We start from the raw sequence: 13,982 nt of genomic DNA, 5'->3' as shown, positions 1-13,982 counted from the left end.
CAACCCTCACCCTGGGTCGAGGATCCGTTGCAAGAACTGGCGGGTGCGGTCCTCCTGCGGGTCAGCGATGACCTGCTCGGGAGGACCGCTCTCGACCACGACTCCCCCGTCGAGAAACAACACCTGGTCGGCGACCTGCTCGGCAAAACGGATCTCGTGGGTCACGATGACCGTCGTCCAGCCCTGGGGTCGCCAGGTCCTTGATCACGGCCAGCACCTCCCCGACGGCAGGATCCAGCGCAGACGTCGGCTCGTCGAACAGCACGACCTTGGGCTTGAGCGCCAGCGCTCGGGCAATGCCGACCCGCTGCTGCTGCCCGCCCGACAGCTGGAACGGGTACTGCTCCGCCTTCTCCGCCAGCCCCACCTGGTCGAGCAGATCGCGGGCCTCCGCGACGGCTTCGGCCACGGGCCGCTTCTGCACTTGGACAGGACCTTCGATGACATTCTCGAGGACCGTCTTGTGCGGGAACAGGTTGTGCGACTGGAACACCATGCCGCTCTGCGCCCGGAGCCTGGCTGTCTGAGCACGGCCGGTCTTGCCCGTCGGCAGTGAGCCGAAGTCGACGGCGACCTCGTCGATGCGGATCTGGCCAGCATCGGGCAGCTCCAGCGCGTTGAGCGAGCGCAGGATCGTCGTCTTGCCCGAGCCCGACGGACCCAGCAACGCGGTCGTCGTCCCGGCTTCGACGTCGAAGTCGACTCCTCGCAGCACGTGGATGTCGCCAAACGACTTGGTGACGGCGCGTGCACTGACCCTGATGTCTTTGTCGCTCATGAGGCCACATACCTGTCGAGTCGGACTTCGATCCTGTCCTGAAATGCGGCCAGGACCGTGCAGACGACCCAGTAGTACAGGCCCGCGAAGGCGTACAGCGCGAGGTAGTCGCCGCTGGCTGCTGCCGCGTACTGGGCCTCGCGGGTCAGCTCGGTCACCAGCACGACCGAGAGCAGCGAGGTGTCCTTGAGCAGGGAGATGAGGGTGTTGGACAACGGTGGGACGGCGGTGCGAGCAGCCTGAGGCAAGATGATGCGACGCAGCGACTGCCAGTAGCCCATGCCGATCGTGGCTGCCGCCTCGAACTGCCCGCGGGGCACGGCCAGGATCGAGGCACGGACGATCTCGGCGGCATAGGCACCGACGTTGATGCTGAGCGCCAGGATCGCCGACGTCCACGGCGAGAACTTGATGCCGATCTCCGACAGCCCGTAGAACACGATGAACAGCTGCAGCAGGAGAGGTGTCCCGCGGATGATCGAGATATAGGCGCGCGCGATCCAGTCGAACACTCGGATCCCGGAGATGCGGGCCAGGGCTGCGACGACAGCGACGACCAGGCCGATGATGAAGCTGATCACCGTGATGGGGATCGTCGCGAGCAGCAGACCACGGAACATCGGCCACGCAGCGTCTTGGATCCGACTGACGGTGCTGCTGCTGCGGTCACCGCCCGACAGATCGGCACGACCGCCGTTGGGCACCGTCACGTCGACCTTGAAGTAGCGTTTGGAGATCTGCGCGAGCGTCCCGTCGGCTGTCAACGCAGCCAGTGCGTCATTGGCCTGCTTGTGCAGGGCCGTGTCGTCCTTGCGGAAGGCGAGTGCCTGCTCGTTGATCTCGTCGCCCGCGTCGCCGACGATCTCGATCGCGTCGGAGCCCGTGGTGTTGAGATAGTCGAGCACCGCGATGTTGTCGTTGATGACCGCATCGACCCGTCCCTGCGACAGCAGGGCCGCTGCCTGCGAGAAGCCCTCAACCCCTTCGACCTTCGCTCCAGACTCCTTGGCGAGCTTGGCGTAGTTCGTCGTCACCGACTGCGCCGTGGTCTTGCCCTTCAGGTCGGCGAGCGACCTGATGTCGGTGTTGCCCTTCTTGACCACCAGCACACCCTGCGAGTAGGTGTACGTCGTCGACAGCGCGTACTTGGCCTGGCGCTCCGGATTGACCGTGACCTGATTGGCGATGACGTCGATGCGGTCGGCATCCAGCGCGGCGAAGATCGCGTCGAACGTCGTCTCGACGAACTCGATCTTCCAGCCAGCCTCCTTGGCGACGGCCTTGATGACGTCGATATCGAAACCGACCAGGTCGTTGGACTTCTGGTCGTGGAAGGAGAACGGCGGGTAGGTGCCCTCCGTGCCGACCCGTACCACCGGTCGATCCTCCGCCGCAGATGCCGGGGCAGAGGTCACCAGCACGACGGCGAGCAGGGCGAACGCAATCCACCTCGCTGCGTTGCGCATCCTGCCTCGTTTCCTCGGTCTCCTGACCGTAGAGGCACAGCGGCTCCGCCGCATCCTGGCGAAGCCCAGTTTTCGGGCACCTGTGTACGGATCCGGCTCAGCGATCCGTACACAGGCGCCCAGAACCTGGCGCGACGATCGTGCTACTTGATCGTGATCTTCTTGGTCGTCACGGTCTTGGCCCGCACCTTGCGGTCACCGGCATAGATGACCTTGTAGGCACGCTTGCCCTTCTTCTGCTTCGTGGCTTGACCGTGGCCTTGCCCCGCTTCAACGTCACGGTCTTGAGCGTCTTGCTGCCCAGCTTGATCGTGACCTTGCCGGTCGGCGTGACACCCGACGCCCTGACCGTGATGCTCAACGTCGCCTTCTTCTTGCCGCCCTTGCCACTGACCTTGATCGACGCGGCCTTCTTCGGGCAGGCTTGACGACAGGCGGCTTGACGACAGGCTTCTTGACCATGACGGTGGCAGGCACCACGACGATGTCGCCCTCAGCCACGGTGACCAACGGACCTGTCTTGTCGGCATACACGTGGAGGCCGTCGAAGAACTGGAGACGGTAGGTCCCCGCATGCAGCGGGGAGAGCTCGTACGTTCCGTCAGGCTGCGTGTAGTCGAAGCTGGAGCTTCTCGGTCGCAGTCACGCCGTTGGTGACCTTGAACGCCTCGACCCCCATGTCCTCGAGCGGGTTGCCCGACGCGTCCTCGATGAGGCCGGTCACCGACGCCGTCTTCTCGAGGGTCGTGGTGCCCAGAGGCTTGCTCTCCCCCAGCGCGATGGTGAGCGCGTCTGCACTCTCGACGGTCGCCTTGTTGTTGTAGAACTGGTCGAAGTAGTTGTATCCCGTGAAGGAGATCTTGTAAGCTTCCGGCCGGGAGGCCCTGGATCACGTACGCGCCCGTCACCTCGTCGATCGAGGCACCGTAGGCGTTGCTGTAGTCGGCCTCTCCGTTGACGACCGGGAGGGCAGACACCGAGGCGAAGTCGACCGGCGCGCCGGCAGAGTCCTGGAGCGTGCCAGCAAAGGTGCCGCCCACGTTGAGCGTGATGGTGCCCATCGGCGTGACGGTGTTCCTGACGACCGTCGCGGTCTCGATCTTCTTGACGTGCGGTCCGCTGTAGTCGGAGATGTGCACCTCGTAGTTGCCGGGCTCGAGTCCCTGCAGCAGGAACGATCCGGTCTCGGGATCGACCTGAGCGGCCGAGTCGTCTTCGTAGACCATCGCGCCGTTGACGATCGGGTAGGCCCGGACGTCGACGCTCTCGATCACTGCGTTGGTCCCGGCCTCTCGGACCGATCCCGACAGCGAACCGCCGATGCCCAGCGTGAAGGACAGCGACTTGTTGCCCGTCAGCACGAATGCGGCGCTCGTCGACCGGGTGAAGTTGTCGATGCTGAGCGCACGGACGCGGTAGGACTGTCCGCTCTCGACCTCGTCGAAGTGGTACTCCCCGAGCTCGTCCGTGGCGGCCCAGTCTGCGCTCTGGAAGTACTCGTCCTGGGCGTTGTAGACCTGCAGCTCGACCTGGACTCCTTCGAGCGGGCCTGCTCCCTCGCCGCCCACCGTTCCGGAGATGGTGAATCCCGCGGCTTGGGCGGGTGCGAAGGCCAACGGCCCGAGCACCATCGACATGGCTGCGACGAACGCGATGGCATATCGCGCGGCGAGAGGTCGCCTGTCACTGACTGACGGACTGGTCATGCTGTGCTCCCCATATGGTTTTTTTGAAACTACGAACACTCCAGTCAACGCGTTGCCGGTCGCGCCCGCCACAGGGAAGGCAAAGATCATCAGGATGAGCCATGACAGGTAGTCACCCTGACGAGAAAACGGTTTAGCCGATACGTCACTTGCCTCGCTCGAGGAAGGCCGTCATCGCTGCGCGAGCCTCGTCGCTGGCGAACAGCTCGGCAGACTGACTGCCACGTGGTCGCCGAGCGCATCGATCCGCGCCAGCAGGTCGTGGTTGAGCAGCTTCTTGGTCTCACGCAGACCCTGGGGATACCCCTTGACCAGATCGGCAAGAACACGGGCGACCTCGCCCTCGAGGTCTTGGTCGGCGACAGCACGGGTGATCAGGCCGACGGACGCCGCCTCCGCCGCGCCGAACGTGCGCGCCGTCAGGAACAGGTCACCCGCAGCCCGATCGGTGAACCGCTGCAGGAGACTCACCGAGATGACGGCTGGGGCCAGCCCGAGGCGGACCTCGGTCAGCTGGAAGGTCACCGACTCGGCGGCGATCACGAGATCGGCAGCACCTACGATGCCGAGTCCACCCGCACGCACCGGACCAGCGAGCTCGACGACCACCGGCTTCTGACCAGCCGCGATCTGTCGCTGCAAGGCCACCAGCGCTGCGGCGCCCTCAGCCATCCCACCGCCGGCCGCCTCCGACAGATCCGCTCCCGAGCAAAACACCCGTCCGGCCGACCGGATCAGGATCGCTCGCGCCTGCGCGTCGGCGTCCGCCGTCGCCAGGTGCGCCGCGAGCTCGGTCGACGACTGCTTGCTCAGCGCATTGCGGTTGTGATCGCTGTCGAGCGTGATCGTCGCAACCTGATCGACAACATCGAGATGGACCAACTCGGACATGCAGGACCTCCTGGGGATAGATGGTGACCATAGGCGCCGAAGGCGCTAGTAGGACTTCGGCAGCCCGAGCGAGAACTGTGCCACGAAGTTGAGCACCATCTCCTTGCTGACCGGAGCAATCCTCGACAACCGTGAACCGGCCAGCATCTGCGCCAGACCGTACTCGTTGGCCAGGCCGTTGCCGCCGTGAGTCTGGATCGCCCGGTCCACGGCGTTGCAGACCGCCTCGCCAGCCGCGTACTTGGCCATGTTGGCGGCTTCGCCAGAGGCCATGAAGTCACCAGCCGCCAGCAGAGCCGCAGCCCGCTGCGTCATGAGTCGCGCCATCTCGATCTCGATGTATGACAGTGCCAGCGGATGCGCAATGGCCTGGTGCGCGCCGATCGGAGCCTTCCACACCTGCCGCTCCTTCGCGTACGCAGTCGCCTTCTGCAGCGCGAGCCGCGCGGTGCCGAGCGCGAACGAGGCACCCATGATGCGTTCGGGGATCAGGCCCGCGAACAGCTGCTCGAGACCGGCGTCCTCGCTGCCGATCAGCGCGTCGGACGGCACCCGGACGTCGTCGAAGAACAGCGTGAACTGCTTCTCGGGCGACACGATCCCCATGTCGATCTCTTGGTAGGTGAAGCCCGGGGAGTCAGTCGGGACGAGGAACAGCGCCGGCTTGAGCTTGCCGCTGCGGGCGTCCTCGGTGCGTCCGACGACCAGCACGTGGCTGGCCTCGTCGACACCTGAGATGTACGTCTTGGTGCCCTTGAGGATCCAGTCATCGCCATCGCGGTACGACGTCGTCGTGATGTTGTGCGAGTTCGAGCCAGCGTCGGGCTCGGTGATCGAGAACGCGAACGTCGACGAGCCATCGGCCAGCCCGGGCAGCCACTTCTCCTTCTGGGCCTGCGTGCCGTACTGCGTGATGATGGTGCCGACGATCGCCGGCGAGACCACCATCAGCAACAACGGGCTGCCCGCCGCGGCAAGTTCCTCACACACTGCGGCGAGATCGCCAATGTCGCCGCCACCGCCTCCGAACTCTTCTGGCACGGCGACGCCGAGGTAGCCGAGCTTGCCGGCCTCCTGCCACAGCTTCGGTGGTCTTGCGACCTTCTTTCGCGGCCTTCTCGAAGTAGTCGTGACCGTACTTCTTGCCGAGCGCGGCCACGGCCTTCCGGTCCTCTGACGCTCTTCGGACTCGGTGAACGTGGTCATGACACTTCTCCTTCTTCAGATTCAGCGATGATGGCGAGAACCGCACCCGACTCGACCTGGGTGCCAGTGGTGACGGACAGCTGGGACACCGTGCCGGCACTGGGCGCGATGATCGTGTGCTGCATCTTCATGGCTTCGAGGACGATGATGACCTCGCCTTTGGCCACCTGCTGCCCGTCTGCCACGTTGACGGCGATGACCGATCCGGGCATGGGAGCAAGGAGCGATCCTTCGACGACGACATCGGCCGGATCGACGAACAGCGGCACGGGCACCAGGTCGATCGACCCGTGTGGACCGTCGACGTCGACCCAGCCACGCCCCACCGCAACCGCATACGTCTCGATGAGACCCGCCACGTCGAGGACGACCTCGGTCGGAGTGGCACTCACAGCTCTGACGTCGTCGAGATCGTGCTGGACGAATCCAGCCGAATAGCTGACGGCGATGTCCGGCTCGTACGTGCGGGTCCTCGGCTGGCTCGGCACATTGCGATAGGCCGTCGGGATTCGTCCGAGCACCTTGGCATCCGCAGTGGCGGTCGCTGCTTCGGCCAGCGCGGCAGCCAGTGCATACCGTCGCATCCTCGGCTCGTCGACCCGAGGCGCAGTCCACTGCGTGAGTCGTTCCTCGAGCAGCCCCGTGTGCAGGCGCTCGGCCGCGAACTCCTCGTCGTGCAGGATCGAGCGCAGGAAGTCCACGTTCGTCCGGATGCCATGGATGCGGGTGCGGCGCAGCACGTCCGCAAGGCGGCGGACCGCGGTCGCTCTGTCGGGGCCGTGCGCGATGACCTTGGCGATCATGGCGTCGTAGTGGATTCCGACGGTCGAACCGCTCTCGACTCCAGAATCGGTGCGCACACCCGGTCCGGTCGCGACCTCGAACGTCCGGATCGTGCCGGTCTGGGGCTGCCAGTCATCGGCCGGATCCTCGGCATACAACCGAACCTCGACCGCATGGCCTCGTGGCTCGCCAAGGTCGCCGTCGAGCGTCCGGCCCTCGGCGATCGCGACCTGCTGGGCGACGAGATCCAGTCCGAAGACCTCTTCGGTGACGGGGTGCTCGACCTGAAGGCGGGTGTTCATCTCCAGGAAGAACACCTTGCCGGTGTCGAGGTGGGCATCGGCGACCATGAACTCGACGGTTCCTGCGCCGACGTAGTCGACTGCCTTCGCGGCTGCGCGAGCCGCGTCGTGCAGTGTGGTCCTGACACTGGCGCTGACGCGAGGAGCGGGTGCCTCCTCGACGACCTTCTGGTGGCGGCGCTGGATCGAGCAGTCGCGATCACCGACGATCCAGACCGTCCCGTGAGTGTCGGCTAGAACCTGCACCTCGATGTGGCGGGCGTTCTCCAGGTAGTACTCGACGAAGACCGTCGGATCGCCGAATGCTGAGGCGGCCTCGGCGGAGGCAAGGTCGATTGCGGCGCTCAAGTCATCGGGATCCCGGACGATCCGCATGCCACGACCTCCGCCGCCTGCAGCGGCCTTGACCAAGACGGGCATCTCCGAGCCGGTCAGGGCCTCCGGCTCGAAGCTGGCCGAGCTGAGGTACCCCGGCGTCGAACACGGCTCCTTGGCCCTGATCTTGTCGCCCATGGCGTCGATCGCCTCGGGCGTCGGCCCGATCCAGATCAGCCCGGCGGCGTTGACGTCGCGAGCGAACTGCGCGTTCTCCGACAAGAAGCCGTAGCCGGGATGGATCGCATCTGCCCCGGCCTTGAGCGCCGCGGCGATGATCAGGTCACCGCGCAGGTACGTGCCGGTCGGCGCCTCCCCGGGCAGCCGCACCGAGACGTCCGCATCAGCCACGAAGGGCGCCGACGCATCAGCGTCAGAAAAAACAGCCACGGTGCTGATCCCGCTCTCGACAAGTGCGAAACACCCGCCGAGCGATCTCCCCCCGGTTGGCCACGAGTATCGAGCTGATCACACTTCCCCCAAGATGTCGGCGGTTTTAGGTTGATACGGGGTCCGGTTACACATAAAACCGCCGACATCTGGCTGGAATCGGATCACAGGCGGAACACTCCGTATCCTTCTGCGCCCTTGACGGGTCTGGTGTGGATCGCGCTGAGGCAGATGCCCAAGATGGTTCGTGTGTCTCGTGGGTCGATGACGCCGTCGTCGTAGAGCATCCCTGAGGTGAAGTACGCCAGGGACTCCTTCTCGATCTGCTCCTCGATCATGGCCCGCATCGCGACATCGCCTTCTTCGTCGTACGGCTGCCCTTTGGCCGCTGCCGCACCCCTGGCGACGATCGAGATGACGCCCGCGAGCTGCGCGGGTCCCATGACCGCCGACTTCGCGCCGACCCAGCTGAACATGAACCGCGGGTTGTAGGCGCGTCCGCTCATGCCGTAGTGGCCCGCACCGTACGACGCCCCCATCACGACCGACAGGTGCGGCACGGTCGAGTTGGAGACTGCGTTGATCATCTGGGCGCCGTGCTTGATGATGCCGCCCTGCTCGTACTCCGCACCGACCATGTAGCCGGTCGTGTTGTGCAAGAACAGCAGCGGTGTGTCGATCTGGTTGGCGAGCTGGATGAACTGAGCGGCTTTCTGCGCCTCTTCGCTGAACAGCACGCCCTGGGCGTTGGCCAGGATGCCGATCGGATAGCCGTGAAGCTGCGCGAAGCCCGTGACGAGCGACGATCCGTACAACGGCTTGAACTCGTCGAAGGTGCTCCCGTCGACCACACGGGCGATGACCTCGCGGGGGTCGAACGGAACCTTCAGATCGGTCGGCACGATGTCGAGCAGATCTTCGGGATCGAGCACGGGCTCGGCATACGTCGCGGCCGCCGGCTGCCCGGCCTTGCGCCAGTTGAGGTTCTTGATGATCGAGCGGCCGATGCGGATCGCGTCGCGCTCGTCGACCGCGAGGTAGTCGGCCAAGCCCGACTTGCGGGCGTGCATCTCGGCACCGCCGAGGGATTCGTCGTCGGACTCCTCACCGGTTGCCATCTTGACCAATGGCGGGCCGCCGAGGAAGACCTTGGCACCTTCCTTGACCATGACGACGTAGTCGCTCATGCCCGGGACGTACGCGCCTCCGGCCGTCGAGTTGCCGAACACCAGCGCGACGGTCGGACGCCGATCGGCGCTGGCGCGGGTGATGCTGCGAAACGATCCGCCGCCGGGGATGAAGATGTCCTTCTCGGGTCGGCAGGTCGGCGCCGCCGGACTCGACCAGGTTCACCGTCGGCAGGCCGCACTCGTCGGCGATCTGAGCGGCCCGCTGTCCTTTCTTGAGCGTGCTCGGATTCGTCGAACCGCCCTTGACCGTCGGATCGTTCGCCACGATCATGCACTCGACACCTTCGATGACGCCGATGCCGGTGACCATCGAGGCGCCTACCGTGAACTGGGTTCCCCATGCGGCGAGCGGCGACAGCTCCAAGAAGGGCGAGTCGGCGTCGACGAGAAGCTCGATGCGTTCGCGCGCGGTCAGCTTGCCGCGAGCCCGATGCCGTCCGATGTTGCGTTCACCACCGGCATTGATCGCCAGGCCGTGCTGGACTGCCAGGTCGGCGATCCGATCCAGCATCGCGGCCCGGTTGCTGCCCACCAGGGTGTCGGACGTGCCTGTGTCAGTTGTCATCAGTACTCCAAGAGCTTTGCTGCCAGGTCGGTCATGACTTCGGTCGCGCCGCCACCGATGCCGAGGATGCGAGCATCTCGGTAGTGGCGTTCGACCTCGGACTCACGCATGTACCCCATGCCGCCGAAGATCTGGACCGCTTCGGAGACGACCCATTCACAGGCGGCGACCGACACGTTCTTGGCCACCACGGCCTCCAGCAGGGGCGTCTTCGCCCGCCGCTGCCAGCTCGACCGCATCACGCGTCAACGAACGTGCGGCCGCGGTGCGACTGTGCATCTCGACCAGCTTGTGCCGGATGACCTGGCGGGTGATGAGCGGCTTGCCGAACGTCTCGCGCTGGCGGGCGTGCTCGACGGCCAGGTCGAGCGCACGCTGCGCCGTGGCATAGCCCTGGGTCGCGAGGCTCAGGCGTTCGTTGACGAACTGGTTGACGATCAGGCCGAATCCGCCATTGACCTCACCGACGATGTTGCCGGCGGGCACCCGCACGTCGTCGAAGGTCAGCTCGGCGGTGTCGGAGCAGTGCCAACCCATCTTCTTCAACGGCTTGGACACCGAGAAGCCCGGCAACCCCTTGTCGATCACGAGCAGGCTGATCCCGCCGAAGCCGTCACCTCCCGTGCGCACTGCCGTCGTCACGAAGTCGGATCGGACCCCGGAGGTGATGAAGGTCTTGGCGCCGTTGACGACGTATTCGTCGCCATCCAGCACGGCACGGGTCGTCAGACCCGAGACGTCGGAACCGCCGCCGGGCTCGGTGATCGCGAGCGAGCCGATCTTCTCGCCGGCCAGGGTCGGGCGGACGTATCGGTCGATCAGCTCGGCATCCTGGCTGTCGACGATGTGCGGGATCGCGATGCCGTGGGTGCACAGGCTCGCGAGCAGGCCGCTCGAGCCGCCGGCCGACATGACGGCTTCGGTCATGATCGTCGCGTCGACGATGTCGCCTCCAGAACCTCCGACCTCTTCGGCGAAGCCGATGCCGAGCAGGCCGACCTCGGCCGCCTGCCGGTGCAGCTCGCGCGGCAGCTGACCGGCGTCCTCCCATGCCGGCAGGTGTGGAGCCATCTCCTTCTCGGTGAACGACCGCACCATGGCCCGCAGCGCCTCACGCTCGGGGGTGTTCCAGATCGTGCTCACAGGGCGTTCTCCTCGGCAGTGTCCGACAGCAATGACAGGGGGATGGCGCAGTCACGGGCGCGCAGCCACTCACCGACGCCCTTGGCTTGCGGGTCGAGGCGCGTGGACGATGCAACGCCGTCACCGAGCAACCCATGGATCACGATGTTGACGGCGGCCAGATTGGCGAGAGGATGGATCTCGATGTCGAGCGCTGCTGCTTCGGGCAACAGCCGCGGATCGTCGCCTCGTCGAGGAAGCCTGCCAACCAGGCGTAGGCGTCAGCTCGCCGCGGATGATCGGCGGGGATCCAGACCCCCACGTTCGCATCGCCGCCCTTGTCGCCGGACCTGGCCAGAGCGAGCCGACCAAGCGGCATCCGTCTGCTCTCGCCGAGTGGTGCGTTCACGTCCCCGAGTGGTGCGTCCTGGACAGACTCGCCGTCTCGAAAAGACCAATCCGCACCACTCGCGGGACTGGGTGGGGGACTGGGTGGGGGGATGTCGGTTACTTTTCCGCTTGCGTTCACCACCCGGTGGGGGACGTCGCCCTGGGGGACGTACGCCGGGCGGTAGATGCCGTAGGGCGTTCCGGCCGAGGGCGGGCGCGAGACGCTGAACCCGGGATAGGACGCCAACGCGATCTGGATCGCGGCATCGCTGAACGTCCGGCCGACCGGCTCCGGCCGCGCGCTCTTGACGTGCAGCCGCAACAACGACGTGGCTTGCGCCTGGGTCGCCGGATCGGTCACGTCGGTGCGATCCAGGTGCCACTCGACCTCATCGGGCCGATCATCGCCGACGAGGGCCGACTCCATCTGCTGCTTGACGACTCGGCCTTGGCCGGGATGTCGAGTCCGGTCAGCAAGAACTCGACGCTGTTACGAAATCCGCCGAGCTCGTTCAAGCACACCTTCACCGTGGGGGGCGGCGGCTCTCCGACGACTCCGGTGATGGCGACCCGGTCAGGCGCGATCTGCGCGAGCGACATCGTGTCGAGCCGAGTCGAGACGTCAGGGCCCAGGTAGATCGGGGAGCCGACCTCGTACACGAGCTGGGCTGTCACGGTGTCGACCGTGACAGCACCGCCGGTGCCGTCGTGCTTGGTGATGATGCAGCTGCCGTCGGCTGCGATCTCGGCAATCGGAAAACCCAAAGATGTCGACATGTCGATATCTCCGAAGCCGGCGAAGTTTCCGCCCGTTGCCTGCGTGCCGCACTCGATGACGTGGCCGGCCACGACAGCGCCCGCCAGCTCGTCGAGATCGTCGCGGCCCCAGCCGAAGTGCGCGATCGCTGGCCCGACCACGACCGAAGCGTCGGTGACGCGCCCCGTGACCACCACATCGGCCCCGCCCAGCAAGGCCGAAGCGATGCCGAACGCGCCGAGATAGGCATTCGCGGTGAGCACCTCGCCGAAGCCGAGCTCGGCGCTGCGATCACGCAGGTCGTCACCCTCGACGTGCGCGATGGCGACGTCGAGGCCTTGGGACGCCGCGACCTCCCTGAGCTTGACGGCCAGGGCGGCGGGGTTGAGGCCACCGGCATTCGCCACGATCTTGACCCCGCGCTCCTGCGCGAGACCCAGGCAGTCGGCCACCTGCTTGACGAAGGTCCGGGCGTAGCCGAGCTGCTCGTCCTTCATCTGGTCGCGGCCGAGGATCAGCATCGTCAGCTCGGCGAGATCGTCGCCGGTCAGGTAGTCGAAGCTCACCGCCCTCGAGCATCTCACGCATCGCCGACAGTCGGTCGCCGTAGTAGCCGGAGCAGTTGCCGATGCGAATACTCACTCGCTCACACCCCGGTCGGCCAGCCGAGCTGGATCTGCACCCGGCATGCCAGCGAAGGCCTGGATGATCGTCAACCAGTGCTGCGCCGCGTCGCCCTCGGCCGTCACGTCGACGTCGTCGAGGTGGCGTCGACGAGTCGCCAGCAGAGCGAAGTCGTGGCCACTGCCGGTCACCCGGTCGCTGGCAGCCTCGTCGCCCCAGACCCAGGGCGATCCGTCCGGGCCCGTCAGCTTCGACCCCGGATGTCGACACCCGGATCGCGCTCACCGTGGACGAGATAGGCAAACCCGCGCGCCCGCACGCCGATGTGGCACACATGGCGATCGCGCGCCGTCGACTCGAACGGCAGACCGAGCGCCTCGGCGATGTCGTGGCCGTGCGCCCACGTCTCCATGATCCGGGCCGTGGCCATGGACGCCGGGCTCATGGGCGGGCCGAACCAGGCGATCTTCTCGCCGTCGGGCACGCCGCGCAAAGCCTCGTCGAGCTCGGCACGTCCCGCGCGCCAGGCCACCAAGAGATCGGCGACGGGCGTCGTCGCCATGGCCTCTGACTGCGCGTCGACGTAGCCAGTCGGATCTGCGGTCGCCTCGACCAAGAGCCGGTCGAATGCCTCGGACGAGGTGATCGCCGTGACCGACGTGGCATCGGTCCAGTGCAGATGTGCGATCTGGTGCGCCACCGTCCACCCCTCGGCAGTCGTGACGGTCTCCCACTGGGCCGGCGTCAGGACGCTGACCCATTCATCGACCCGCCGGCTTTCGTCGGCGAGGTCGGACAGGACATGGTCGAGAGTTGTCATGGCATCTCCAGCTCGTGCTCGAGGACCGTGGCCCAGGAGTCCAGGATCGTGGCGCGGCGTCGGGAGTCATCGCTGAGCGTCGCCGCCAGACCGAGCCCGCGGACCATGTCGAGCGTCGCCTGCACCAGCTGACGGTTGTCGCCCAGCGACTCGTCGATACCGAGCAGCTCGACGGCGTAGACATGGGTCTCGCGACCGATCCGTCGCTCAAGCGGGCCGACGGCGTCGTGGAGCTCGGCATCGGTGCGCGCCGCGACCCACAGCTCCAGGGCCGCGAAGAACACCGGCGAGGTGAACTGGGCTGCGAGAATCTCCAGCACCCCACGGACCCGCCCCTCGTCGGGCAGCTGGGCGGCACTTCGTCGCATGTCGTCACGACGCAGCTCGGTGAGGTGCTCGACAGCACCCAGCACGAGATCCTGCTTGCTGGGGAAGTGGTGCAGCTGGGCTCCACGACTGACTCCCGCCCGCCGACTCACCACGGTCGTCGTCGTCTTCGACCAGCCGAGCTCGACCAGGCAGTCGACCGTCGCCTCCATGAGTCGCAGCCGCATGGCGCGGCTGCGTTCACCCTGAGGGGTTCGGGAGTGGGTCAGATCAGTCGTCACCGGATCAGC

12 protein-coding genes and 4 pseudogenes are annotated in these 13,982 nt (G+C 66.2%); all 16 read right to left on the bottom strand.

All coding sequences use genetic code 11. The features are described from left to right. Positions 1–6 precede the first annotated feature (6 nt). Positions 7–778: pseudogene (locus ACHMWU_RS28020) on the bottom strand (amino acid ABC transporter ATP-binding protein). After that, on the bottom strand, positions 775–2,244 hold the full coding sequence (locus ACHMWU_RS28015; RefSeq protein WP_396048763.1) for an ABC transporter substrate-binding protein/permease: 1,470 nt from the start codon (positions 2,242–2,244) through the stop codon (positions 775–777). Before ACHMWU_RS28015 ends, ACHMWU_RS28020 begins: the two are co-directional and overlap by 4 nt. 143 nt (positions 2,245–2,387) lie before the next feature. Then, complete coding sequence (locus ACHMWU_RS28010; protein WP_396048762.1) at positions 2,388–3,950, bottom strand: collagen binding domain-containing protein; 1,563 nt, start codon at positions 3,948–3,950, stop codon at positions 2,388–2,390. A 171-nt stretch (positions 3,951–4,121) separates the two neighbouring features. Beyond that, on the bottom strand, positions 4,122–4,841 hold the full coding sequence (locus ACHMWU_RS28005; RefSeq protein WP_396048761.1) for an enoyl-CoA hydratase-related protein: 720 nt from the start codon (positions 4,839–4,841) through the stop codon (positions 4,122–4,124). Positions 4,842–4,886: 45 nt separating this feature from the next. After that, a pseudogene (locus tag ACHMWU_RS28000) lies at positions 4,887–6,047 on the bottom strand (acyl-CoA dehydrogenase family protein). Next, complete coding sequence (locus ACHMWU_RS27995; protein WP_396049261.1) at positions 6,044–6,259, bottom strand: biotin/lipoyl-containing protein; 216 nt, start codon at positions 6,257–6,259, stop codon at positions 6,044–6,046. Before ACHMWU_RS27995 ends, ACHMWU_RS28000 begins: the two are co-directional and overlap by 4 nt. Before the next feature lie 474 nt (positions 6,260–6,733). After that, positions 6,734–7,916: pseudogene (locus tag ACHMWU_RS27990) on the bottom strand (biotin carboxylase N-terminal domain-containing protein); the annotation flags it as partial. A gap of 145 nt (positions 7,917–8,061) precedes the next feature. Beyond that, positions 8,062–9,652 (bottom strand): annotated as a pseudogene (locus ACHMWU_RS27985) (acyl-CoA carboxylase subunit beta). Continuing rightward, complete coding sequence (locus ACHMWU_RS27980; protein WP_396048760.1) at positions 9,652–9,840, bottom strand: acyl-CoA dehydrogenase family protein; 189 nt, start codon at positions 9,838–9,840, stop codon at positions 9,652–9,654. Before ACHMWU_RS27980 ends, ACHMWU_RS27985 begins: the two are co-directional and overlap by 1 nt. Beyond that, a complete protein-coding gene (locus ACHMWU_RS27975; RefSeq protein ID WP_396048759.1) occupies positions 9,809–10,795 on the bottom strand; it encodes an acyl-CoA dehydrogenase family protein in 987 nt (328 codons plus the stop codon). Before ACHMWU_RS27975 ends, ACHMWU_RS27980 begins: the two co-directional genes overlap by 32 nt. Next, positions 10,792–10,938 carry a hypothetical protein gene (locus ACHMWU_RS27970; protein ID WP_396048758.1) on the bottom strand — a complete coding sequence of 49 codons (147 nt, stop codon included), beginning with the start codon at positions 10,936–10,938 and terminating at the stop codon, positions 10,792–10,794. The genes ACHMWU_RS27975 and ACHMWU_RS27970 overlap by 4 nt, the downstream gene beginning before the upstream one ends. Then, positions 10,935–11,525 carry a hypothetical protein gene (locus tag ACHMWU_RS27965; protein ID WP_396048757.1) on the bottom strand — a complete coding sequence of 197 codons (591 nt, stop codon included), beginning with the start codon at positions 11,523–11,525 and terminating at the stop codon, positions 10,935–10,937. The genes ACHMWU_RS27970 and ACHMWU_RS27965 overlap by 4 nt, the downstream gene beginning before the upstream one ends. Further along, on the bottom strand, positions 11,522–12,487 hold the full coding sequence (locus ACHMWU_RS27960; protein ID WP_396048756.1) for an acyclic terpene utilization AtuA family protein: 966 nt from the start codon (positions 12,485–12,487) through the stop codon (positions 11,522–11,524). Before ACHMWU_RS27960 ends, ACHMWU_RS27965 begins: the two co-directional genes overlap by 4 nt. A 72-nt stretch (positions 12,488–12,559) precedes the next feature. Beyond that, positions 12,560–12,736 (bottom strand): hypothetical protein, encoded by a 177-nt coding sequence (locus ACHMWU_RS27955; protein WP_396048754.1) that lies wholly within the window; start codon positions 12,734–12,736, stop codon positions 12,560–12,562. A 53-nt stretch (positions 12,737–12,789) separates the two neighbouring features. After that, the gene (locus tag ACHMWU_RS27950) at positions 12,790–13,365 is read right to left on the bottom strand and encodes a maleylpyruvate isomerase family mycothiol-dependent enzyme (RefSeq protein ID WP_396048753.1); all 576 of its coding nucleotides are present in this window, start codon (positions 13,363–13,365) and stop codon (positions 12,790–12,792) included. Then, on the bottom strand, positions 13,362–13,919 hold the full coding sequence (locus tag ACHMWU_RS27945; protein WP_396048752.1) for a TetR/AcrR family transcriptional regulator: 558 nt from the start codon (positions 13,917–13,919) through the stop codon (positions 13,362–13,364). The genes ACHMWU_RS27950 and ACHMWU_RS27945 overlap by 4 nt, the downstream gene beginning before the upstream one ends. Positions 13,920–13,982: the final 63 nt, after the last annotated feature.

The organism is Aeromicrobium sp. UC242_57 (assembly GCF_044452305.1).
GTDB lineage: Bacteria > Actinomycetota > Actinomycetes > Propionibacteriales > Nocardioidaceae > Aeromicrobium.
This window is presented reverse-complemented; position numbering and strand designations above follow the sequence as displayed.